Annotated in this window: 17 protein-coding genes; 5 read left to right on the top strand and 12 right to left on the bottom strand. The window is 70.0% G+C overall.

The features are described 5' to 3' along the window. Positions 1–24: 24 nt before the first annotated feature. Positions 25–2163, top strand: coding sequence for a transglycosylase SLT domain-containing protein (locus tag LZ198_RS16175; RefSeq protein WP_253972868.1), 2139 nt, complete (start codon positions 25–27; stop codon positions 2161–2163). Between the two features lie 30 nt (positions 2164–2193). On the opposite strand, the gene cmk is transcribed toward LZ198_RS16175, so the two are convergent. The 3 genes from cmk to LZ198_RS16160 are packed head-to-tail and all read right to left on the bottom strand — an operon-like array spanning position 2194 to position 4968. After that, positions 2194–2886, bottom strand: a complete 693-nt coding sequence (gene cmk / locus LZ198_RS16170) for a (d)CMP kinase (RefSeq protein ID WP_253972867.1) — start codon at positions 2884–2886, stop codon at positions 2194–2196. Next, a complete protein-coding gene (hisC, locus tag LZ198_RS16165) occupies positions 2883–3974 on the bottom strand; it encodes a histidinol-phosphate transaminase (protein WP_253972866.1) in 1092 nt (363 codons plus the stop codon). The genes cmk and hisC overlap by 4 nt, the downstream gene beginning before the upstream one ends. Positions 3975–3999: 25 nt before the next feature. Continuing rightward, on the bottom strand, positions 4000–4968 hold the full coding sequence (locus LZ198_RS16160) for an acetyl-CoA carboxylase carboxyltransferase subunit alpha (protein ID WP_253972865.1): 969 nt from the start codon (positions 4966–4968) through the stop codon (positions 4000–4002). Between the two features lie 92 nt (positions 4969–5060). Between LZ198_RS16160 and LZ198_RS16155 the strand changes: the two genes are divergently transcribed. Beyond that, entirely contained in the window at positions 5061–5747 is a 687-nt protein-coding gene (locus LZ198_RS16155; protein ID WP_253972864.1) for a tetratricopeptide repeat protein, read from the top strand. Between the two features lie 28 nt (positions 5748–5775). Here the strand turns inward: LZ198_RS16155 and LZ198_RS16150 are convergent, their stop codons facing one another. The 6 genes from LZ198_RS16150 to LZ198_RS16125 form a co-directional block, all read right to left on the bottom strand. Beyond that, positions 5776–7746 carry an ArsA family ATPase gene (locus LZ198_RS16150; RefSeq protein ID WP_253972863.1) on the bottom strand — a complete coding sequence of 657 codons (1971 nt, stop codon included), beginning with the start codon at positions 7744–7746 and terminating at the stop codon, positions 5776–5778. Positions 7747–8035: 289 nt separating this feature from the next. Next, positions 8036–9481 carry an enhancer binding protein Nla6 gene (nla6, locus tag LZ198_RS16145; RefSeq protein ID WP_253972862.1) on the bottom strand — a complete coding sequence of 482 codons (1446 nt, stop codon included), beginning with the start codon at positions 9479–9481 and terminating at the stop codon, positions 8036–8038. A 78-nt stretch (positions 9482–9559) separates the two neighbouring features. After that, complete coding sequence (locus tag LZ198_RS16140) at positions 9560–10141, bottom strand: sensor histidine kinase (protein ID WP_253972861.1); 582 nt, start codon at positions 10139–10141, stop codon at positions 9560–9562. A gap of 300 nt (positions 10142–10441) precedes the next feature. After that, a complete protein-coding gene (locus LZ198_RS16135) occupies positions 10442–10894 on the bottom strand; it encodes a deoxycytidylate deaminase (RefSeq protein WP_253972860.1) in 453 nt (150 codons plus the stop codon). Between the two features lie 65 nt (positions 10895–10959). Beyond that, positions 10960–11832, bottom strand: a complete 873-nt coding sequence (locus LZ198_RS16130; protein WP_253972859.1) for a S1 family peptidase — start codon at positions 11830–11832, stop codon at positions 10960–10962. A 132-nt stretch (positions 11833–11964) separates the two neighbouring features. Then, the gene (locus LZ198_RS16125) at positions 11965–14211 is read right to left on the bottom strand and encodes a PrkA family serine protein kinase (RefSeq protein ID WP_253972858.1); all 2247 of its coding nucleotides are present in this window, start codon (positions 14209–14211) and stop codon (positions 11965–11967) included. Positions 14212–14549: 338 nt separating this feature from the next. Between LZ198_RS16125 and LZ198_RS16120 the strand changes: the two genes are divergently transcribed. Continuing rightward, positions 14550–16070 (top strand): Hsp70 family protein, encoded by a 1521-nt coding sequence (locus LZ198_RS16120; protein ID WP_253972857.1) that lies wholly within the window; start codon positions 14550–14552, stop codon positions 16068–16070. 83 nt (positions 16071–16153) lie between these two features. On the opposite strand, the gene LZ198_RS16115 is transcribed toward LZ198_RS16120, so the two are convergent. Next, positions 16154–18169: a protein kinase domain-containing protein gene (locus tag LZ198_RS16115; protein WP_253972856.1), complete on the bottom strand. Its 2016-nt coding sequence runs from the start codon at positions 18167–18169 to the stop codon at positions 16154–16156. Between the two features lie 308 nt (positions 18170–18477). On the opposite strand from LZ198_RS16115, the gene LZ198_RS16110 reads away from it, so the two are divergent. Continuing rightward, positions 18478–20547, top strand: coding sequence for a carotenoid oxygenase family protein (locus tag LZ198_RS16110; protein ID WP_253972855.1), 2070 nt, complete (start codon positions 18478–18480; stop codon positions 20545–20547). A 256-nt stretch (positions 20548–20803) separates the two neighbouring features. Continuing rightward, complete coding sequence (locus LZ198_RS16105) at positions 20804–21796, top strand: FG-GAP repeat domain-containing protein (protein WP_253972854.1); 993 nt, start codon at positions 20804–20806, stop codon at positions 21794–21796. 58 nt (positions 21797–21854) lie between these two features. Here LZ198_RS16105 and LZ198_RS16100 read toward each other — a convergent pair whose 3' ends face one another. Together LZ198_RS16100 and crtI are read right to left on the bottom strand one after the other, a co-directional pair. Then, positions 21855–22679: a hypothetical protein gene (locus LZ198_RS16100; protein ID WP_253972853.1), complete on the bottom strand. Its 825-nt coding sequence runs from the start codon at positions 22677–22679 to the stop codon at positions 21855–21857. Then, entirely contained in the window at positions 22676–24187 is a 1512-nt protein-coding gene (gene crtI, locus LZ198_RS16095; RefSeq protein WP_323382669.1) for a phytoene desaturase family protein, read from the bottom strand. Before crtI ends, LZ198_RS16100 begins: the two co-directional genes overlap by 4 nt. Positions 24188–24229: the final 42 nt, after the last annotated feature.

Raw genomic sequence — 24229 nt, 5'->3', positions numbered from 1 at the left:
CCGCGTCGTGAAAGGAAGAAACGCATGAGCTGGTCGGGGTGGGTCGCGGGGTGGTTGGTGGGGGTGTCTTTCGGACAATCCCCGACAACCCTGGAGGCCGTGCGTCTTCACAAGCCAGAAGCGACCCAATTGGCCCGGCAGGAGTTGGAGGCTTGCGCGGCGAGGAAGTGTCCGGAAGCGGGCAGACTCGCCCTCCTGGCGGGCACGCTGGCGCTGTCGGACGGTCAGGCCTCCGAGGCTCGCGACCTGCTGGCGGCCACGCCCGCCCCCGCCCTGTTGGAGCCCTACCGCGCCTTCTACCTGGGGCAGGCGCGCTTCTACTCCGGCGACGCCGAGGGCGCGGCGCGGGAGTTCGCCCGGGTGGTCGAGGGCGGCGCGGCCCCCGCGGACCTGACGGCGCGCGCGCGGGCGCGGCTGGGGGAGTCCCTGCTGAAGGCGGGCAAGGCGAAGCAGGCCCTGGTGGTGTTGGACTCTGCGATGAAGGCCACGCCGTCACCGGAGCTGCTGTTCCAGCGCGCCCAGGCGCGAGGGGCCACGGGCAACGTCGCCGGCCAGCAGGCGGACCTCCTGGCGCTGGCGCTGCGCTCCCCGCTGCATCCGTACGCGGACGACGCGGTGAAGTGGCTCACGGAGGAGCGGCGGCCCGCGGTGAAGCTGGGCTTCGCCGAGCGCACGCGCCGCGCGGAGGGCTTCGTGGACGGCGGCGCTCCCCAGCGGGCGCTGGCCGAGCTGGACGCGCTCGGCGACGAGAAGCTGGCGAAGGACGCGGCGGCGAAGGTCGCGCTCCTGCGCGCGCGGGCCCTGTTCGCGCTGGGACGGGAGCCAGACGCGCTGAAGGTGCTCGAGGTCGCGCAGAAGGGCCCTCCGGGCGTGGCGGCGGACGCCGCGCTGCTGCTCGCGCGGCGGGCGCTGCGGTCCGACGACAACGCGAAGGCGCGGGCGTTGATGGCGGCGTTGGACCAGAAGTACGCCTCCCAGTCCGCGGGCGAGGAGGGCGCGTTCTTCTCCGGTTGGTTGGACTTGCAGGCCGGGCGCTTCGCGGACGCGGTGAAGGCCTTCACCGCGCATGGAGAGCGGTATGCGCACTCGCGCCGCCGCGACGAGGGCCTGTGGTTCCGCGCGCTGGCACAGCTTCGGCAGGGGGAGTACGCGCAGGCGCGCGCGTCGCTGGAGTCGCTGGTGGCGACGTTCCCCAAGAGCTCGCTCGCGCCCCAGGCGCGTTATTGGACGGTGCGCAGCCGGGAGCTGGGCGGCGCCGGCGCGACGGAGGTGGGCCCGGAGTACGAGCGGCTCATCGGCGTGGCGCCCGCGTCGTTCTACGCGCTGCTCGCCTCGGAGCGACTCAAGGAGCTGGGGCGCGCGGCGCCGGCGACCTTCCCGAACCCACCCCTCGCGCTGGACCTGCCCCGCCCGCCTGAGTTGGAGCTCGCGGTGGAGCTGACCCGCGCGGGCCTGTTCCGGGACGCGGCGGACGAGGTGGAGGCCCACGCGCGGAGGCTGCGCTCGGCGGATCAGGCCCTGCCCTTCGCCCATGCCCTCCTGCGGCTGGGGGAGTTCGGCCACGCGCACGCCGTGGCGGCGCGCTACCTGTGGGGCCGGGCCTTCGGCGCCCGCGAGCCGGACGCGCTGGCGGCCTTCTACCCTCGCGCCTTCTCCAACGCGGTCGAGGAGGCCGCGGCGGCGCACAAGGTCGACCCGTTCCTGGTGTGGGCCATCATGCGGCGCGAGAGCGCCTTCAAGCCGGAGGTGATGAGCCTGGCCGACGCGCGGGGGCTGATGCAGATCATCCCCAAGACGGCGACGGCCATCGCGGAGAAGCTCGCGGAGCCCGCGCCCGCCCCCGCGGACCTCTTCTCCCCCGAGCGCAACATCCGCTACGGCGCGTGGTACCTGGCCCGGTTGATGGATCGCTTCGCGCACCCGGTGCTCGCGGCGGCGGCCTACAACGCGGGGCCCGGCGCGGCGGCGAAGTGGGCCCGCGAGCGAGGAGACCTGCCGCTCGACCTCTTCGTCGAGTCCATCCCCTTCCGCGAGACGCGCGGCTACGTGAAGCAGGTGGTGGCCGACCTGTACCTCTACCACGCGTTCTACGACGCGAAGGGCGCGCAGCCCCGGCTGTCGCTGGTGGTGCCCCCGCCCGCCGCGGACGGCGTGTCCTTCTGAGGCGGAGGCGGAGGCGCCGACGCGGGCGCCCTACCCTCGCGTCTCCATGCGGCGGACGATCTCCGCCTCCATGGAGTGGACGACCTCCGACAGCGGCATGCTGCTCGAGTCGACGTGGATGGCGTCGTCGGCGGCCTTCAGCGGCGCCACGGCGCGCGCGGAGTCGTCCTTGTCGCGCTTGGTCTGGTCCGCCAGCACGTCGGTGAGGCTGCTCTCCACGCCCTTCTGGAACAGCTCCTCGAAGCGCCGCCGCGCGCGCACCTCGGGGCTCGCCTCCAGGAAGAACTTGGCGTCCGCGTCCGGGAACACCACGGTGCCGATGTCGCGCCCCTCGAGGATGGAGCCCTTCGCGGACTCCAGCGCGAGCCGGCGCTGGAGCTGGAGCAGGCCCGCGCGCACCACGGGGCGGCTGGAGACCTGCGAGGCCGCCATGGAGATCTCCGGCGAACGGATCTCCCCGGACACGTCCTGCCCCCCGAGCAGCACGCGGTTCTCCTCACCCACCACCTGGAAGTGGATGTGCACGCGGCCGAGCAGCTCGCCCAGGCGCGCGTCGTCGTCGTAGGCGATGCCCTCGCGCGTCGCCATCAGCGCCACGCAGCGGTAGATGGCGCCGGTGTCCACCAGCGCGAAGCCGAGCCGGCGCGCCAGCAGCTTGGACACGGTGGACTTGCCCGCGCCGGCCGGGCCGTCGATGGCGACGATGAAGCACCGCTGGCTCACGCGAGCACCTCCTTCAGGGCCCGCACGCAGCGCTCGTTCTCCGCGGGGGTGCCCACGGAGATGCGCAGGCAGGTGGGGAAGCCGCCGCCCGCGAACGGACGCACGATGACGCCCTTGCGCAGGAGCAGCTCGTACAGCTCCGTCGAGGAGCGCTGGAAGTCGGCGAACACGAAGTTGGCGTGGCTGCGCGTCAGGTGGATGCCCAGCTTGGGCAGCTCCGCCTCGAAGTACCGCAGCCCCACCCGGTTGTTCTCGCGCGTGCGCTGGACGTGCTCGACGTCCTCGAGCGCCGCCAGGCCCGCGGCCTGCGCCACCACCGTCAGGTTGAAGGGCATGCGCGTGCGCTGCACGTACGTCGCGAGCTTCGCGTCCATGACGCCGTAGCCCAGGCGGATGCCCGCCAGGCCGTGGATCTTGCTGAACGTGCGCAGCGCCACCAGGTTCGGGTACCGCCGGAACAGCTCCACGCCGCTGACGTACTCGGGCCAGTCCACGAACTCGAAGTAGGCCTCGTCGTAGGCGACGAGCACCTCGGGCGGCACCTTCGCCAGGAAGGCCTCCAGGTCCGCGCGGCTGAACGCGGTGCCCGTGGGGTTGTCCGGGTTGGCCAGGAACACCAGCCGCGTGCGCGACGTCACCGCGCGCGCCATGGCCTCCAGGTCGTACTGGAAGCCCTCGCGCATGGGCACCTCGACGAAGGGCCGGCCATGGGCCTGCGCGGAGATGCGATAGGCGGAGAACGAGTTCCGGCAGAGCAGGATCTCGTCCTCGGGCGTGGTGAAGGTGCGGATGAGCAGCTCGATGAGCTCGTTCGACCCGCTGCCCAGCACCACCTCCTGGGGCTGCACGCCCAGCGACTCGGCCAGGCGGCGCACCAGGTGGAACGACGTGGCGTCCGGGTACAGGTGCACGGCGGCGGACGCGCGGCGCATCGCCTCCAGCGCCCGAGGGGAGGGCCCCAGCGGGTTCTCGTTGGAGGCGAGCTTGATGACGCCCGTCAGGCCGAACTCGCGCTCGGTCTCCTCGATGGGCTTGCCCGGGACGTACGGCTTCAGCGTCTCGACGTGGGGGGGGACCAGGGTTCGCATGGAGGAGACCGTCAATGAGGGTGCGTCAGCGTCCGGAGAACATGCCGAACGCGCGGAACTTCGCGTAACGGTCCTTGACCAGGCCGTCCGGGGACAGCTCGGACAGTTGCGTCAGGTGCTTGCGCAGGACCTTGCCCAGGGCCTCGGCCGTCTTGGTCGGGTCGCGGTGCGCGCCACCCGGCGGCTCCGGCACGACCTCGTCGACGATCTTCATCTGGAGCAGGTCGCCGGCGGTGGGCTTCATCGCGTCCGCCGCCTTGTCCGCCTTGCCCGCGTCGCGGAAGAGGATGGAGGCACAGCCCTCCGGGGTGATGACGGAGTAGACGCTGTTCTGGAGCATCAGCACGCGGTTGCCCACGCCGATGGCCAGCGCGCCACCGGAGCCACCCTCGCCCACCACCGTGGAGATGATGGGCACGCGCAGCCGGCTCATGACCTCCAGGTTCACCGCGATGGCCTCCGCCTGCCCGCGCTCCTCCGCGCCCATGCCCGGGTACGCGCCCGGCGTGTCCACGAAGGTGAGGATGGGCTTCTCCAGCCGCTCCGCCAGCTCCATCAGCCGGCACGCCTTGCGGTAGCCCTCCGGGCGCGGCATGCCGAAGTTGCGCGCCATGTTCTCCTTGGTGTTGCGCCCCTTCTGGTGGCCAATCACCATCACCGGCTTGCCGTCGAAGCGCGCGAAGCCACCGACGATGGACGGGTCCTCCCCGAAGCGCCGGTCCCCACACAGCTCCACGAAGTCCGTGAACAGGTGGTGGACGTAGTCCAGGAAGTACGGCCGCGCGGGGTGGCGCGACATCTGCACCACCTGCCATCGCGACAGGTCGCTGAAGATCTCCGTCTGGAGCTTCTTCGCCTTCTTCTCGAGCTTGGAAATCTCCGAGGTGAAGTCCACCGAGCCGCTGGTGGACAACGCCTTGAGCTCATCGATCTTCTTCTCCAGTTCGATGAGCGGGCGCTCGAAGTCGAGCGCGAAGCCAATACCGGTTGCCATGGCGCCGAACTAGCACCAGGGTAAGGCGGCTTTCAACGCGCAAGCGGTTACGCACCTCCCCGTCTTTCGGCCGGCCCACACCTGGGAGAGCCATGCTCCACGCCCTGCCGCTGCTCGTCCTGGCGCTGACCGCCACCCCGCCCCCTCCCTCGGCACGGAACCTCAACACCGAGGGCTTCCGCCTCTACCAGGAGGGCCGTTATCCAGAGGCGCTGGAGAAGTTCCAGGCGGCCGCCCGGGACGCGCCGGACTACGCCCTGGCCCGCTACAACGTCGCCGCCACCCTGGGGGTGCTGCGCAAGCAGGGCCGCGTCTGCGAGTTCGGCGCCCACCGGGACGTCATCGTCGAGCACCTCACGCAGGCGGTGGAACGGGACGCCCGCAGGCTCACCCGCGCCCGCCAGGACCCGGACCTGGACCCCATCCGGGACACGCTCGGCTGGCAGCGGCTGCTGGGCCGCACACCGGAGCGGGAGACGGACGTACCCGCCCTGCTGCGCGCGGTGTCCTGGTTCGGCCCTGGCGTGGGCGTCCACGGCAGCACGACGGGACTGCGCTTCCTCTCGCGCGGCCGGGTGCGCCTGTGGACCCTGGCGGTGGACGAGAACGGGCAGGCCCGGCGCACCGAAACCCCGGGCACCTACGCGGTGCGGGGCAGGACGGTGGTGCTCACGGTGGAGGGACAGCCCCGCCGGGAGGGGACGCTCGGCGAGGCGGGCGCCCTCGCCTTCCCGGGCCTGGGCACCTTCACGGACTCGCCCGCCGAGTGCGACGCCTGAGCGCGCGGCGCCCCTTCGACAGGGGTGACTACGCCGTCGCCTTGATCTTCGCGGCGGGCGCGGAGAGCGCATACCACGCGGTGCGGAACGCCTTCAGCTCGCGCAGCCCCGCGGGGTGACGGCCCAGCGCGGGCGCCATGGTGACGGGCAGGCCGATCTTCTTCTCGATGGCCTTCGCCGCGTTGAACTCCAGCTTGCGGCGGTTCTCGCACTTCTCGCACGTGGACTTGGGGCCCACGCGGTTGACGAGCACGCGCTCCACCGGGAGCTTCTTCTCCTTCAGGTACTCCACGACGCGCTCGGTGCGCGCGGCCGCCAGCTCCTCGCCACGCGTGACGACGACGAAGCGCGCCTCCGTGGGGGACGCCAGCGCCTCCTCGAAGCGCTTCGCGTGCTTGATCATCCCGGCGATGTCGTCCGCCAGCTCGCCCAGGCCCTTCGCGCGGTGCTTCTGCAGCACCCCGTGCAGCGCGCCCAGCCACGTCTTCGCCGTCTCCGCCAGCTCCACCACGCGGACCGAGTTCACCACGGGCGAAGAGTCCACCACGATGCGCTTGAACCGCTCCTGCACCAGCGCGTCGGTGAGCACGCTCATGGCCGCCAGCTCGTCGATGCCCGGGGGCGCGCACTCCAGCAGGTTGCGCAGGTAGAGCAGATCCGCCGGCACGTCGTTGCCCGCCTTGGGCGCGCCCTCGAAGGCCTTCTCCGCCTTCTCCTTCAGCCGCTTGCGCAGGGCGTTGAACCAACCCGCCATGTCCAGCTCGCGCGCGTACAGGCCCTTGGTGCCCTTCACCTGCGTCTCGGTGTCCGTCAGCCGGCTCTGCAGCACGTCCGACAGCGAGTGCGCCGGATCCGTGGAGATGAGGAGCACCGGCCCCTCCTTCTCCGTCAGCGTCACCGCGGCCGCGGCCGCGCAGGAGCTCTTGCCCACGCCGCCCTGGCCCACGAAGAAGATCAGCCGCGTGGGCGGCAGCGGCGGCGCGGCGATGGGCGGCATGGACGGCGCGCGCACCAGGGCCGGAGGGCCCTCCGCGGCGGCGAACTCCAGCGCCTTCGTCTCCTTGCCACCCGCCCACGCCTTGGCGAACAGGGCCAGCCCGTCCAGCCCGCGCGGCGCGACCTCGCGACGACCCAGCAGGTGGACCGGCACCGCCTTGTCCAGCGCCTGGAACTTGCGCACGTGCGGCGCCTGCAGGCCCCGGCGGCCCTGGCACGCCGGACAGCCGCCCCGGTCCTCGACCTGGTTGACGACGATCTCCGTCACCGGGATGGCGCGCTCCCGCAGCTGCGTGAACAGCATGCGCGTCTGCGCCTCGGGCACCGGCTCCGCCAGCGCCACCAGGTGGAACGAGGTGCGGGCGGCGTCCTTGAGCAGCGCCAGCAGCTTCTCCGCGCGCTGCCCCTGCGCCTCCAGGAAGCCCGGCTCCGCGGCCGCGGCCTCCGCCTTCTTGCCCTTGCCCGTCGTGGGCGCCGGCTTGTCGCCGCCCGCCTTCACCAGCCCCAGGAACTTGCGCAGGCCCACCGGGAGGTCGAACAGGCGCAGCGTGTGGCTCGTGGGCGAGCAGTCCACGACGATCCGGTCGAACGCCTCACCCTCCAGCAGCTCCACCACGTGGAACAGCGCCACGAGCTCCTCGAGCCCCGGCACCGCCTGCTGGTACAGGCTCCCCAGCTCCTCGTCCGTGAAGTGCGTGCCCTTCGCCGCGGCCTTCTTGAGCGCGGGCAGGTAGTCCGCCAGGAAGGGCTTGAGCAGCGCCGCGGGCTCCAGCTCCGCGCCCCACACGCCGCCGTCGCCCTTCCCGGGCACCAGCTTCGAGGGCTTCGCGGTGAGCTTCTTCTTCACCAGATCCGACAGCGAGCGCACCGGATCCAGCGACACGAGCAGCACGCGTTCCTTGGGCGCATCCTCCGACAACCGCAACGCGTACGCCGCCGCGAGCGTGGTCTTGCCGACCCCGCCCTTGCCGCCGAAGAAGTGGAGAACTCGCGCGTCGCTCATTGCCTTGTGGCCTTCCTTATGCCCCCCGGAGGCACCCAGATTCACACTCCTGCGTTCCCGATGTGGCGAGGCGTCGGAGTCGCCCGGTGCGTGAACCTGTCCGGCCGGGCCCTCCATGTGGGTGGGAGGCGACCGCAGAATCCCCTGTCCAGAGGTCAAAAGTCAAGAATTGACGCGGGGTTTCGCGACTGGTCGGCCCCTGCCGGGACCTCCTGTCAAGGCCGCTCGCAAGCCCCCTCCGAGCCGCTCCAAGAGCGCGGAATCCGGAGGGGATTTCCTACCCACCAGGTCAGCGGGCAACCAGGCTGTTGGCGCTCAGGGGACCCTCGCCGCCCTGTCCGCCCAGGGGACCGCTGTCCCGGGCGGGACCGCCCTGCTGCGTGCGCGCCTCGGCCGCGTACCGGTTGAGCTTGTTGTAGAGCGTCTTCTCGCTCACCCCCAGCACCTCCGCCGTCCGGGCCTTGTTGTTCCCGTTCCGCTGGAGGCTGCCCAGGATGTACTCCCGCTCCACCGCGTCCAGGCTCAGCCCGAACGGCAGCCGGAAGGTGTGCCGCTCCGGGCTCTTGCCGGCCATGTCCGGCGGCAGGTGCTCGCGGGTGATCAGCTCCCCGTCGCAGAGGATCACCGCGCGCTCCACCGCGTTGCGCAGCTCGCGGATGTTTCCGGGCCAGTCGTAGTTCTTCAGGACCTCCATCGCCTCCGGGTGGACGCCGGACACGCGCTTGGCGGAGTCCCCGCGGAACTTGTCCACGAAGTGCTGCACCAGGATGGGCACGTCCTCGCGGCGCTCGCGCAGGGGCGGCAGGTGGATCTGGAACACGTTGAGGCGGAAGTACAGGTCCTCGCGGAAGCGCCCGTTCTTGATCTCCTGCTTGAGGTCGCGGTTGGTGGCGCACAGCACGCGCACGTCCACCTCGATCTCCACCTTGCCGCCCAGCCGCCGCAGCCGCCCCTCCTCCAGCACGCGCAGCAGCTTGGCCTGCAGGTCGATGGGGATCTCCCCCAGCTCGTCCAGGAACAGCGTGCCGCCGTGGGCCAGCTCGAACACGCCGGGCCGGCGCTGATCCGCGCCCGTGAACGCGCCGCGCTCGTGGCCGAAGATCTCCGACTCGATGAGCGTCGCCGGGATGGACGCGCAGTTGATGGCGATGAAGGGCTTGTCCCGGCGCAGCGACAGGTTGTGGACGGCGCGCGCCACCACCTCCTTGCCCGTGCCGGACTCGCCGCTGATGGACACGCTCGCCTTGGACGGGGCGACCTTCTCCACCAGCTCGATGACCTTGCGCATGCCCGCGGACTGGGCGATCAGGTCGGACGAGCCCAGCTGCTTGAGCCGCCGGCGCAGCGTCTGCACCTCGCGCAGGGTCTCCTTCTTCTCCAGCGCCCGGTCGATGCAGACCTTGAGCCGCGCGGTGTCCAGCGGCTTGACGATGAAGTCGTAGGCCCCCTCGCGGATGGCCTCCACCGCGGCGTCGATGGTGCCCCGCCCCGTGAGGAACACCACCGGACAGTCCGGCAGCTCCTCCTTCAGGTTGCGGAGCAGCCACAGGCCGTCCGTCTCCGGCATGGCCAGGTCCGACAGGACGACGTCCGGTCGGAACTCGCCGGCCTTGCGCAGGGCGTCATGCCCGTCGAAGGCCGTCTCCACCTTGTGCCCCCAGGCGCCGAGCATCTCCGCGAGCGCCTCGCACGTGTCGCGTTCGTCGTCCACGGCCAGGATTCGTGCGCTACCCAAGATGAAGACCTCCGGTACTGCGTCGTGACGCGAAAGTGGGATGACTGTGAAGGAGAAGCCCGGCGCTCGGTACAGCCCTCAAGCGCGAGGGAAGATGAGCCGGCAGGTACCGGCGCGAAGGTGGAGGTCCACGCCCAACTGCGCCGCGCGCAGCCCCAGGGCCGCCACGGTGTCCGGTGGGTCCATGGAGCCCTCGCCCCCGGAGTCCTCCACCTCCAGCACCGCCACCGCCCCTTCGGCGCGCACCGTCACGCGCACCGAGCCCCCGGACTCCACCCGACGGAAGGCCCGCAGCAACGCCTGGACCAGGAAGAAGCCCAGCTCCGAGGTATCCCCCAGTCGGACCTGCACCCCCGCCTCCACCGCCACCTGCGTCTGGATGCGGCGCTTGCGCCCTTCGTGGGACATCACCCCCAGCGCGCGCGTCGTCGCCTCGGACAGGTCCACCTCGCCCGCCGCCGCGCCCCGGAACACGATGAAGTCGGAGAACAGGCGGAGGATGCCGTCCACGCGCTGGATCTGCTCGCGCATGGCCTTCAGGTTCTTCTCCTGCGACGCCGGGACCTGCCCCGTCTCCGCCTTCAGCTTCTCCGACAGGACCTCCAGGTGGATGGCCATGGCGTTGAGCGGGTTGCGGACGTCATGCAGCAGGCTGTCCATGAGCGCCTGCACGGCCCCGTAGCGGGCCGCCCCCACGACGAGATCGGACGCATCATGGCCACGCGCGACGCCACTGGACACAGCCGTTGAGCTAACCAACGGAAACTCCTCGGGTTTTCGTCTCCCTCCGCCACCCGCCGCCCTACCGCCGGCAAGAGTTAGGGAGCACCATCCACATCGTCAACCCTGGGTCGGTAATTCTTGCCGGAAGTGGCAAATTCCCGAGTCGGTACGCCCACTTGAGTGGGGTCCCGAGTGTTCTTCAGGTGACGATTCCGAGGCGTGGATGATCCGCGTGCGTCAGGTCGACGACGCCGGGGGGCGGGCCGCGTCGCCCAGGCCCACCAGCTCCAGCTTGAGCTGGGAGGCGACCTCGAAGATGCGCGGGTCCCGGTAGAACTCGCCGAAGACGATGCGCACCAGGCCCGCGTTGGCGATCAACTTGAAGCACGGCCAGCACGGACTGGCGGTGGTGTAGATGGTCGCCCCGTCGATGCCGACGCCGTTGGTGGCCGCCTGGATGATGGCGTTGGCCTCCGCGTGGACGGTGGCCACGCAGTGGCCGTTCTCCATCATGTGTCCCACGTCGTCGCAGTGGGGCAGGCCCCGGATGGAGCCGTTGTAGCCCGAGGACAGGATGGTCCGCCCCCGCACGATGACGGCGCCCACGTGCTTGCGATCACACGTGGCGCGCGTGGCCACCTGCTTCGCGATGTCCATGAAGTACTGATCCCAAGAGACACGTCCGGCCATCGCCTGAACCTCCTGGCGGAGGTGTAGCGCGTGGCTCCCGCAAGTCGACAAAAATGAAGGCCGGCTCAGCGCCCCGCGGCGTGGGCCACGCCCCCTTCGCCGGGGAGGCTGCGCTCCAGCAGCCGCGCGAAGCCCTTGGCCTGGAGGAACTGGCGCACCTTGGTGCTCGGCGCGGCGAACGTCTCGCCCGGCATGGGCACGTCGAAGCTGTAGCTCTCCTTCTGCACGGCGAAGTCCACCTGCGCGGTGCGGTAGCCCTCGACGATGGCGAGCAGGCGCCCCGTCTCCAGGCTGAAGATGCCGCCGCCGGACGCGCCATAGCCGATGGGCGCGTCCGTCTTCACCATCCTGGGCCGCCGCGTCTGTGGATCCCACTCCACCTGCGACACCATGCCGCCGGACAGCGACAGCGCCCGGCCGAACGGCGACGCCGCGACCACCACGTCCTCGCCCAGCTCCAGCTCCGCCTCGTCCGCGAGCTCGGCCGCCGGCAGGTCCAACCCCGGCACGCGCACCAGCGCCAGGTCCAGGTCGGGCACCTGCCCGGTGGCCACCACCTCGCCCACGTGCGCCACGGCGTCCGCCTTGCGGTCCACCAGCACGCGCAGCACCGGCGACGCCAGGTCGTCCATCACCACCGCGTGCGCGTTGGTGACCACCCAGGCCACCACGCCGTCGCCGTCGCGCTCGGCGCCCACCACCACGCCGGACGCCGTGCGCCGCACCTTGTCCCCTTCCGAAATCTGCAGCCGCACGTTGTGCGGGAGGATGCGGCGCACCAGCTCCTTGCGCGTGGGACGCGCGGACTCGCGCACGATGACCTCGCGCGGCGCCGCGGGCGGCGCGGTGACTCCGGCGCTCGGGGGCGGCGAGGACGCGCCAGCACACGACGCGAGGGCCAGCAGGGCGGCGGGGACGCCCAGGAGGATGCGGGTCATCGACTCTCCGGAAAGGGGAACGGCAACGAGACAGCGAACTCGCTTTCTGCTCCCATCTTCCCGAGCCCGCATGGGGAATGAAAGCAGGCGTCCGAGAGGGCCCCGGACGCCTGCACGCCCACCACCGCGCGGTCAGCCGTAGCGCTTCTTCATCAGGAAGAGGATGGCGTCCTTCGCGCAGTGCTCGCAGTAGCCGTAGCGCTCGGACATCGTCTTGAGCGTGCTCTGCACCTGGGCCTGCTCGCGCGAGGTGAGCTGGTTGCGGTCCTCGGAGAGGTACTTGAGGACGTTCTCCTTGTTCTTGCGCAGCACCCGCTTGCGCTCCTCGAAGTAGTGGTCGCGCAGGCGCTTGAACATGTCCGGGAAGATGCGCGGGTAGTCCATGGCCGCGTCCGGGTTGTCCAGCCGGTGCGCGCCGATGGAGGCGATGAGGCCCCGGCGGAAGTCCGCCGCCTGCTCGCCGCGCGGCATGACGATGGCCTCCACCTCCTGCATGCGCTGCTCGTCCGGCTTCTCCATCTCCCCGGTGACGCGGTTGCGCATCTTCTCCCCGCGCACCCAGTGGCTGACGCCCTGGATGTAGCGCTCCACCAACTCGCGGTACTGCCCCTCCGACACCAGGCCCATGGACTCGCGCACCTCCGTGTCCACGCGGTCCAGGTACTCCGCCTCGGCCACGCGCACGAAGGCCTCGTGGTCGTGGTAGCCGTCGAGCACCTCCTGGAGCAGGAACTCGTAGACGCTCTTGTCCTTGCAGATGGCCTCCAGCTCCTCCAGGACGGCCAGCGCGTTGAGGCACTTGTAGTCGGGGTTCTGCGCGGCGTTGAACAGCGCCGTCTTGATTTCGCGCGCGCTCGCGCCCACGCGCCCCTCGTAGTTGGGGTACGCGTCCGACTCCGTGAAGAGGTCCTCGCGCAGCTTGCGCAGCTCCTTGGTGTTGGCCAGGCTGAGCCGGTCCGGCGGCGCGCCCTCCTCGTACAGGTGCAGCTTCTCCACCGGCGAGACGTGGTCGATGAGGTCCTTCACGTCGTTGGCGTAGCGGTCCGGGATGGGCTTCTTCAGCCGCGTGAGCACCGCCCACATGGCGGCCACCGTCGTCGCGTGCGGCGCCACGTGCTTGCCCACCGTCGTGGCGGACACCTGGGTGTCGTAGATCTGCTGCTCGGTGCGGTAGCGGCGCAGGTACGGCACGCGCACCAGCTCGATGCGCCCCTTGAACGACGCGAAGTCCGGCAGCTCCTTGAAGGCCCCCAGGTGCTTCTCGTTGGACGACGCGATGAGCACCTCGTCCAGTTGGAGCACGAAGGGCTCCAGCGGCACCTCGCCCGTCTCGCTGAAGCCGAGCAGGTACTTGAACGCCTCCAGCGGCCGCTTCAGCAGGTCCGCGTACTCGATGAGGCCGCGGTTGGCGTGCACCAACGGACCGTGGGGCTCGTAGAGCACCGTGCTGTGCAGCGGGGCGGGCACGTTGAGCTGCGTGCGGTCCGCGGTGAGCTGCTGGACGATGGCGTCCACGCTCATCTGCGGCTCCACCGTCACCGTGGCCACCTGGTAGCGGCGCGACACGTAGAAGCGCTCCACCTGCACGTGGCGCAGCACCTTCAGCCAGTCGCCGTTGTACGAGTTGAGCAGCGCCGTGTAGATGCGGCGGCACTTGGAGCACAGCTCACCGTCGCGGACGTACTCGGAGAGGATGAAGTCCCCCGTCTCGCCGTCGCCGTTGCCCAGCCCCTTCTTGCGCAGCGCCCCCTCGAGCACCTTGCGCCGCTCCCCCGGCGGCATGGCGAAGAGCGGGTGATCCCTCAGCTCGCACGGCATGCGCAGGTCGATGGACTCCGCGTCCAGGTGCGCGAACGTCGTCAGCTCGCCCTCGCCGCTGGCGCGCTCCCCGAAGCCGATGGAGCCCTTGATGAGCTTCTCCGAGGGGAACACCCAGGCGATGCGATACAGGGCCCCCTGTGGCAGGCGCGAGTAGCCCTCCATTCCGCGCTTGAGGGCGTTGACCAGGGACGACTTCGCGCTGCCGTTGGGCCCGTGCAGCAGGATGAGCTTGTTGATGCGGCCGGCGCGCACGAAGTTGCCGAGCACGCGGTAGATGTTGTTCTGGACCTCCTCCTGCCCCGCCACCCGCCCCTCGCGCTCCCCGCCCACGTCGTCGAAGACCTTGAAGCGGCGGATGGTGCCCGTGGGGTGCGGCACCGTCTCCGTCCCGAAGTGGTCCATCACGTCCCGCAGGTACTGGGCCGCGTTCCGGGCCTGGGCGCGGGGGTCGTTGAAGAAGAGCGCCAGGTACTCCTCGAAGGACAGGATCGACCGGTTCTTGACGAAGTCGGCGCTCACCTGTGCGCCCACCTCCTGCAGGTAGCCCTTCGCGTCCACGGTGCGCTCCTCTTCTTCCGGGTCAGTTCGATCTAGCCATGCCGCGGGGCCGCCGCAGGCCCGAGTGTCTCGGGCCGATCTTTCCCCGCCGCCCGCGTCCTTTCCAGGCGTCCCGGCCGACCCGAGGACCCGGGCGTCGGCCGCCCCCTCGCCCGGGAAGTACCCGGAGCGGACTTTTCGCTCGCTACGGTGCGGGGTTCCGCCCTCCCGGCGGCCCTTCTGGCGGGGGCGGCCATGAAGTGGCGGGAGGGGACTGGGTGCCAGCATACTCGCGCGAGGGGACGGGGTGAGATACGGTCGCCTCCTTCCCTTCGGCGCCCATCCGGAGTCCACACACGATGCACAAGGAGCCCATCATCGGCATCGACCTCGGCACGACCAACTCGTGCGCGGCGATCGTCGAGGACAGCGGGAACGTCAAGCTCATCCCCTACAAGGGGGGCGAGTACACCATCCCCTCGATCTTCGCGATCGACGACAAGGGGAACGAGCTCATCGGCTACGAGGCCAAGCGCCAGTGGCAGCTCAACCCGCGCAACACCGTCTACGGCTCCAAGCGCCTGGTGGGCCGGGGCTTCGGCACGGACGTCGTGGAGACGATGAAGAAGGTCGTGGCGTACAACATGCGCCCCGGCAAGAAGAACGACGTCACGCTCGACGTGGGCAAGAAGGAGTTCACGCTCCAGGAGGTGAGCGCGAAGATCCTCGGGAAGATCCGCGAGGTCGCGTCCAACTACCTGAAGATGCCCATCAAGCGCGCCGTGGTGACGGTGCCGGCCTACTTCAACGACCGGCAGCGCCAGTCGGTGAAGGACGCGGGCAAGCTCATCGACCTGGACGTGGTGCGCATCATCAACGAGCCCACCGCGGCGGCGCTGGCCTACGGCGTGGGCAAGGGCCTCAAGGAGAAGGTCGTCATCTACGACCTGGGCGGCGGCACCTTCGACGTCTCCATCATCGAGATCCGCGACCGCGTCTTCGAGGTGAAGTCCACCGGCGGCGACGTGTTCCTGGGCGGCATCGACTTCGACAACGCCATCATCCACCACGTCCTCAAGGACTTCGCGGCCAAGACGGGCATCGACCTGGCCACGGACCCGGTGGCCATGCAGCGCATCAAGGACCTGGCCGAGCGCACCAAGATCGACCTGTCCGCGCGCGACGAGGTCCCCTTCAACATCCCCTTCATCACGATGACGTCGCAGGGCCAGCCCCTGAACATCGAGATGAAGTTCACGCGCAAGATGCTGGAGCAGCTCACCAACCACCTGGTGGACCGCACCCTGCAAATGGTGGCGCGCGTGCTGGTGGACTCGGGGCTGTCCACCAAGGACATCGACGAGGTGATGCTCGTCGGCGGCCAGACGCGCATGCCCATCGTCCAGGACCGGCTGACCAAGTTCTTCGGCAAGCCGCCCAGCAAGGGCGTGCACCCGGACGAGGCGGTCGCCATCGGCGCGGCGCTCTACGCGCACTCGCTCCAGGACGACACCAACCTGCGCATCCAGCTGCTGGACGTGATTCCCATGGCCATCGGCCTGGAGAAGGCCGGCGGCGCCTTCCACGTCGTCTTCCCGCGCAACGCGCCCATCCCCAACGCCAAGCAGCTGTTGGCCACGACCAGCATGGACAACCAGACCGAGCTGGCCATGCGCATCTTCCAGGGCGACCACGACGTGGTCGCGCGCAACGACATGCTCGGCGAGTTCACCTTCTCCGGCATCCAGCAGGCCCGCGCGGGCGGCGTGCAGGTGGAGATCACCTTCGACGTCAACGTCGAGGGCATCCTCACCATGCGCGCCCGGGATCCGCAGACCGGCCGGGAGATGAAGACCACGGTGCGCGTCACGCAGAGCTGACGGTCCGGTGGAGGGCCCGCGTCCTCGCGCGGCCCTCCCGGACGACGGTGCCCGTTCCTTCCTGGGAACGGGAAGCCTCCCCGCTAGCTCGCCGACGCGGCGAGGCCCGGCTCCCGGGACTCGTCGAGCGGCTCCGAGTGCAGCAAGGGCGTCGAGTCCCCCGCGGCGCGCGGGCGCGCGGCCTCGCCCTGACGCAGCTCGAAGACGGCGAGCGGAGCGGCGGTCCCGGGCAGCACCCGTTCGCCCAGGGGCTCGTACCCGAAGGGCTCGCGGGCGCGCTCACGTGCCCGGGCGCTGACCAGCACCTGCCCCCGGCCCGCCACGGACGCCAGCCGCGCGGCCGTGTTCACCACGTCCCCGAGGACCGTGTAGTCGAGCCGCCCCGAGGCCTTGGCGCCGATGCTGCCCGCCACCAGGTCCCCCGCGTCGATGCCGATGCAGACGCCGTGCGCGTGCGGGCCACGCTCCCCTCCCCGGCTCGCGAGCACCTCCAGTTGCCGCCGGATGGCGAGGCAGGCCTCCATGGCGTGGTCCACGTGCCCCGGCCCGCGGAAGACGGCCATCACCGCGTCACCCACGAACTTGTCGACGGTGCCACCGCGCGCCAGCACCTCCGGGACGATGGCCTCGAAGTTGGCGTTGAGCCGGCGCAGCGACTCCGGAGGCGGCTCCTGGTGGAGCACCTGCGTGAAGCCGTCCACGTCGATGAAGGCCACCGTGCCCTCCTGCCGCTCCCCCTCCATGGCCTCCGTTCCCTCGAGCATGGGCGGCAGCCGCTCCAGCACGCCCCGGGAGACGAACATGCGCAGGAGGCCGTTCTCCTCGGTGTAGCGCACCGTGCGCCGCAGCTCGCGCACGTGCTTGAGCGTCTTGACGAGCGTCGCCTCCAGGTCCGGGAAGTCGATGGGCTTGGTGATGAAGTCGAAGGCCCCCCGGTTCATCGCCGTGCGCAGGTTGGCCATGTCCCCATACGCGGAGACGATGACCACGCGGGTGAGCGAGCTGACCTCACCCACGCGCGACAGGAAGGTGAGCCCGTCCATCTTCGGCATGTTGATGTCGCAGAGGACGACCTCCGTGTCCGGGTGCTGGCGCAGCTCCTCCAGCGCCTCCTCGCCGTTCGCCGCGAAGAGGAACTGGTAGACGGAGCGGCGGATCTGCTTGCGGAAGCTCTGCTCCATCAGCACCACGACGTCCGGCTCGTCGTCGACCACGAGGATCTTCGCCGGGCGCGCCGGCCGCCCCGCGTCCACCTGGGCGGTGAAGGCGGTCGACAGCTCGTGCGCGGACTGGTAGCGGCGCGACGGCTCCACCTCCAGCGCTCGCGCGAAGAACGCGTCCACGCCCGTGCCCAGCTCCGGGACCAACGAGGACGGCGGCACGGGGGGCGGCGGGACGTTGCCCAGGCGGAACTGGCGCAGCGACTCCAGCGGGAACGGGTGCTGGCCGGTGAGCGCGCGATAGGCCAGCACGGCCAGGGCCCACAGGTCGCAGCGGTGATCCAGGCGGGGTGACAGGCCACGCAACTGCTCCGGGCTCATGTAGCGGGGCGTGCCCGCCGTCTCCTCCTCCGGATGGGGATGCGCCGCGCCTTCCTGCGTCAACAGCGCGAGGCCGAAGTCGAGCACCTTCACCACCTCGCCGGCGGCGGTGCGGGCGAGGAAGAGGTTGGCGGGCTTGAGGTCGCGGTGGATGACCCCCGCCGCGTGCGCGGCGGTGAGCGCGCGCGAAATCTGCGCGAGCAGCCGCTCCACCATGGCGAGCGACAGGCGCCCGCGGCGGTACAGCAGCGCCTCCACGTCCTCGCCCTCCAACAACTCCATGACGATGTAGGGTGTCTCGCCGCCCAGGTCGCAGTCGTGCACCTGGATGACGTGGGGGTTCTGCAGCCGGGCGACGGCCTGCGCCTCCCACTCGAACTGCTGGCGCGCGTGCGGCGTGGGAGCGCAATGGCTCGCCATCAGCTTGAGCGCCACGCGACGCTGGAGCTTGGGATCGAACGCCACCCAGACCGTGCCCATGCCACCGCCCGCGAGCACGCGCTCCAGGATGTACCTGCCGCCGACGATGCGCGGCTCCGACTGGCCGATGTCGTTCATGTGAGGGTCGCCCCGAGGGAGAAGGATGATGACACAAGGGGTCCACACCGGGTACTCCGCGCCGCCCACTCCCTACCCGTCCGGACGGGCGGCCGTAACAAGTCTTCACGCACGCGCGTGTTAACGTGCAGGCCCCGTTCCCCCCGACACGCGACTCCCGCACTACCCGTGGAGGCGTCATGCCCGAAGCACCCATCCCTCCCCGCCTTCCAATCCCCGATCTCCGCCCAAACCTCGACGCGCCGCCGGACGAACCGGATGGTACGCAGTATCCCGGCCTCACGGTTCCTCCTGGGCCCCGACCGGGCATGCCGCACAACACGATGACGTCCAACCGGACGCCCTTCGTGAAGGAGCCCCTCCAGGTGCTCGCCGGCAAGCTGCCGCCGGATCTGCACGGGCACGTGTTCGTCGCGGGTCCGAGCGTCCACGCGGGCTCCCCCGCGCTCGCGTCCGACGGCCTCGTGTTGAGGCTCGACTTCGACGGCGCGCAGGCGACGTTCAGCTCCAACATCATGGAGACGCCGTCGTACTACGCGCGCCAGCCGGTCAACGCGGGAGAGACGTCGCGCGGGCCCCTCACGCGCTACCTCAACGAGTTCCGCGACACGACGTTGTCGGACGTCTCCATCGCGCTGGGCGCACAGGAGGCCCCCAACACGGCGCCCTTCCTGGTGGAAGGCGAGAACATGCTGCTGGTGACCACGGACGCCGGCAGGCCGTGGGCCATCCACCCCAGGACGCTCAAGCCCTATACGCCGCTGGGCTACCTGCGTGAGTGGAAGCCCGCCATCCCCACGCCGTGGGGCTTCCCGCTGCTGCAGACGACGGCGCATCCCGCGTTCGCGCCCGAGGCCGCGGAGCCCATCTCCCCGGAGAAGGGCTCGCAGCAGAAGCCGCGCCTGTTCTTCACCAACCACGCGCCCAAGTGGCCGCTGGGCGACGGGTGGACACAGCTGGCGGCGTGGGACACGTGGGAGAACCGGCTGCACCACTGGCAGTTGATGGACGCCGCTTCCGGCAAGCCGGTGGTGACGCAGTCGCTGCACCAGATCGCCGTGACGCGCGACTACGTGGTGCTGCTCGACAGCAATTTCCCCGTGAACTTCTGGAACATCGCGGTGCAGGCCGCGCTGCCGGGGATGACGCGCGTGCAGCGCTGGGTGGACAAGCTGACGTCGAAGGCCACGTACCCCCAGGCGGTGTTCTGGGTGGTGCGGCGCGCGGACCTGCGGCCCTCGCCGGGCACGCTGTCGCGGGACAACCCGCCCATGGTCCCGGCCCACCGCTTCCAGTCCGGCGGCGGCGGCCTGCACTTCGCGGCGCGGTACGAGAACCCGGACGACGTCATCACGCTGGTGGCGGGACACTCCCCCTCCGAGGACCTCTCGCACAGCATCCGGGAGGGCGACCTCCTCATCAACGGCAACCGCGCCCAGGCGTACCAGGACGGCATGCCCACGGCCGTGCCGGTGACGCGCAGCGCGCTGGGGGTGCACCACATCGACATGCGGCGGCTGCGCATCGAGTCGAAGCAGTACTCGAATGACGACTACACGTGGGGCCTGACCGTGTTCTCCAACACGGGGCTCATCAACGGCGAGTTGGAGACGAACCTGCGGCTGTTCCTGCGCGAGGTGCCGCGCCCGCCTGGCAACGAAGGACTGCCGGACTGGGCCATCCCGGAGGAAGCGCTGGCCGTCTACTTCAACTCGGATGGCTTCACCGCGGACATGGTGCCGGAGTACGTGTACCAGCTCTACAAGCCCATCGTCGGGGACCGCGAGGGGCTCCCCATCCGCGAGGGGCGCGCCGCCAGCTTCTTCAAGTTCTTCGTGAACACGGGCCGGTTCGAGGGCTACGTGCTGCCCACGGGGTGGTTCGGCTTCGCGCCGCAGTTCGTGCCCAGCATCAAGCTGCCCAAGGTGCCCTACTGGAAGGGCTATCTCGTGGCGCTCGTCGTCTCGGACCCGACGCCGGACCTCCCGCCGGACTCCACGGGCGACGAGGTGTGGATCTTCGACTCGGAGAACCTGGGCAAGGGGCCCATCTGCCGGCTGGGCAGCAAGAACTTCGACGTGGGCATGACGCTGCACACCACGTATCTGCCGCCCGGACTGGAAGACATCCTCACGGGCCACGTACCCGACGACCCGCCCTACAGCGTCGACGTGCGCGACGACTACGACGTCGACGAGATGCAGAAGGAATACGAGGCCTGGCTGCCCGGCCTGTTCCCGCGCATCCCCCAGGCGCTGTTCTTCCCGTGGCGGCTCGGCGTGCGCTGGGTGCTGAACTTCCCCAGGCTGCGCCAGGTGTTCGAGCAAGCGGTCTACCCGAACTTCACCTCGGGCCGCCCGAAGAAGCGCGAGGAGTAGCGCCCCGGGCAATCCCTCTCGTCAGCGCACCTCGCTGGCGAGAGGCCCTCATGAGTCATTGCAGACCACGCACCGCTTGCCTCGTTCGACAGAACTGGCGCAACTCTTCATGCGGGACGCAATTTCTCTCTTCCGCCGCCAGGCACACTCCCTGTCACGCTCCCATCACGCCCCAGCGCCTATCCAACACCCACGGCAGGGATCCACCCCAGCCCGACGCTGGCATCTGGCGTCCCTCACCTTGGGAGCGTTCACCTTGTTCAAGAAAGCACTGGTTGCTGCAATGTTCCTGGCCCCGTTCGCGGCCAGCGAAGCGCGCGATGGCATCAAGCCCGGGAATGACACAACAGCCGATGTCACAGGTGACGGGCTGGACGACTTCATCTATTTCGAGTCCGATCGCACCATCAAGATCGCCGCCTCCACCGGGACAATCTTCTCGTACAAGACGACGTGGAGTTCGACGGCCTTCAATGAAGCCTATGGCGCTTGGTTCGCGGATGTGACGGGCGACGGGCGAGCGGATGCCATTGGCATCCAGGAATACAACGATGGCAGCGCGATTCGCGTCATCGTCCGCCGCTCGAACGGCTCATCCTTCCTTCCCGAGGAGGAGTGGTACAACGAGACAGGCTGGAGCGGTTGGACCCGGTTCGACTTCAAGGACGTCACGGGCGACGGCAAGGCCGACTTCGTCCTGAACCGCAATGTTCCGGGAGGCGATGGGATCTTCGTCGCCAGTTCCAACGGTAACGGGTTCAACACCCGCACCGCATGGACCCTCGACTCCTTCGTCCCCGACCGTCAGATGTACTACGAAGACGTGACAGGGGATGGCAAGGCAGACGCCATCGCTCACAACGACAACAGCATCCTGGTCCGGGCGTCGACGGGTACGTCCTTCGGTCCGGTGTCGACGTGGCTCTCGGTGGCCTTCAATGGAACCAAGGGCGTCTGGGTCACCGACGTCACGGGTGATGGGAAAGCAGACTTCATCGTCGAGAACGCGGACGGCGTTCAGGTGCGTACGTCGAGCGGAACCTCGTTCCTGGGCAGCGGATACTGGACCAGCGCGCTGGGAGGAAACCTCCCGACATGGATCGCCCGAGTGAATTCCGACAACAAGAGCGACATCATCTATCGCTACTATCTGCTCCAGAACTGCGTGCCGCAGCCCTCGTGCAATGGCTGGGGCATCATCCGCTACTCAGACGGAGCGACCTTCCTCTCGCCTGTCTACTGGTACTGACCAAGCGGGCCCTTGAGCCGTCCCGGATGCACGGAGGAGGGAGCGGCGCGGAAGCCCCTCAGTCGTCTGCGGTGACACGGGCCATCGCCGCTCGTGTCGCCGCCTCGAAGTATTCGTCCGGGACGGAGGCGAGGACCTCGTCGCGGGCGCCGCGAACCCACGTCCACCGGTGGCCGATCTTCGTCACCAGGCCCCATGCGCCATCCTCCAGGCGCGCGATGAAGTGCTGGGCTCGCCGCTGACTTCCCGCCTGTCGCCAGAGCACCTCGGCCACCTCCGGAACCGGGACACCCGCGGGAAGTCGCGCCGCGATGGCCGCGCGGCACTCCAGTCGGACGAGGGTGGCATCGAGCGCGGAGAGGAACTCCCGCACGCGCATGGCGCTGCCTGGGGGCGCCTCCCGCAGGAAGGTGATGACTCGCGACACCGCCTCCTCGAGGTGCGGCGTCAGGTCCGTGCCACGCCCCATCGCCGCGGCGGCCCCCGCGACGAGCCGGACCACCGCCATCGGCGTGGCCTCGTCGGGAATGGGCCGCGAGTCGAAGAACAGTCGATAGTGGAACCAATCCGTGGGCCTGTTCAGCGTCCGCCCGAGGCCCCGAGCACGTGCATCCGCGAGAGGCAGGCGCTGGTGCTTCCACAGAAACGTCCGCACGTCGTCGGCGATGCGCCTCGCCAAGGCCTGGTCCACGAGTCCGGTGACGGAGGGCTCCAGGAGCGCGAAGCACCACAACCCCAGTTCGACCAACTGCTCTTGAGCGCAGACCGGCGGTGGGCCCCCCAGCCCATAGGGGCCCGGGGGACGCTCCTCCGGGTGCGCGGCCAACAGGGCCCGCTTCAGGAGGATGTGACAGGTGTCCCACGTGTCGCCGGTCGTCGTCATTCCGCCGCGCGTGCCACCACCGGAAGCCGTTCATGCGGGGCCAGCCGCTCCGCCATCACCTGGTCGACGATTTTAGCGGAACACAGCACGGCCGGCAGCCCCGCGCCTGGATGCGTGCCCGCGCCCACCATGAAGAGCCGCTCCACGTCCTCGCTCTCCGCCTGGGCCCGCAGGAACGTGGTCTGCATCAGCGTCGGCGCGAAGCTGAACGCGGCGCCCCGAAACGCGCGCAGCTCGTCCCGGAAGTCCTCGGGCGTGAACACCCGCGACGTCACCACCTGCGACTCCAGTCCTGGCAGCAGCGTGCGCGACAGCCGCGTCTCGAGCTTCCGTCGGAACGTCTCCGCGCGCACGCGCCAGTCCGAGCTGTCGCCCAGGTGCGGCACGGGCGCGAGCACGTAGAACGCATCGTGCCCCGGAGGCGCCAGTCCCGCGTCCGTCGCCGTGGGACGGTGGAGGTACAGCAGCGGCTCCTCGCCGGGCACGCCTCCCCCCGAGGACAGGTGCTCGAACATGCCCCGGAAGTCGCGCCCGAACAGGAGCGTGTGGTGGGCCACGTCGGGATACTGGCGCCGCGTCCCGAAGTACCAGAGGAACACGCTCATCGAGTACCGCGCCCGCTGGATGCGCGCGTCCGTCCAATGCCGCCTGGCGTGTCCAGGCACCAGTTGCTGGTACGTCCACGCCGCGTCCGCGTTCGACACCACCGCGTCCGCCGGCAGCCACGCGCCCCCGCGCAACCTCACTCCCGTGGCGCGTCGCCCCTCGACGGTGATCTCCGCCACCTCGCACCCGTAGCGGACCTCGCCGCCCAGGGACTCCAGCAGTGCCACCAGGCCCCGGACGAGCGCCCCCGTCCCACCCGCCGGGAAGAAGCCTCCCCAGCGGCGCTCGACGAACTGGATGGACGTGTACACCGCGCTGGCCGGCGCGAACGGGCTCCCGCCGATGAGCAGCGGATGGAAGCTGAGCGCCTGCCGCAGCCGCTCGTCACGGACGTGCCGCGACACCAGCCCGTACATCGACCGGTACGCCTCCTCTCGAACCAGCGTGCGGGTGAACGGCACGAGGCTCAGGACATGCGGCACCGGCGTACTCATGAGCGGGCCGATGCCCGCTTCATACATGCGCTCGACCCGGGCGCTCAGCGCCAGGTACCCGGCCTCGTCCCGAGGAGACAGGCGGCGCACCGACTCGAGCATGGCGGCGCGGTCGCTGTGGTAGTCGAACGTGACGCCGTCCGGGAAGCACATCCGGTACAGCGGTGACACCGGGCGGAGCACCACGTGGTCCGCCATCCGCTGACCCGCCAGCGCCCACAGCTCCTCGAACAGTTGCGGGCAGGTGATGATGGTGGGCCCGGCGTCGAAGGTGAAGCCGTCCTGCTCGAAGACGCTCGCGCGTCCCCCGGGGCCGGGCCTGCGCTCCAATACCGTGACGCGCCACCCGCGGGCGGCCAGCCGCACCGCCGCCGCCAGCCCACCGAAACCACTGCCGATGACGAGCACTCGGCTGGCGTCTCGGGGTGTGTCGGGAGCTACCCTGGGCAG

The organism is Myxococcus dinghuensis (genome assembly GCF_024198235.1).
GTDB classification, from domain to species: domain Bacteria; phylum Myxococcota; class Myxococcia; order Myxococcales; family Myxococcaceae; genus Myxococcus; species Myxococcus dinghuensis.
Note: the sequence above shows the minus strand (reverse complement) of the source record. Positions and strands in the feature narration are given on the sequence as shown.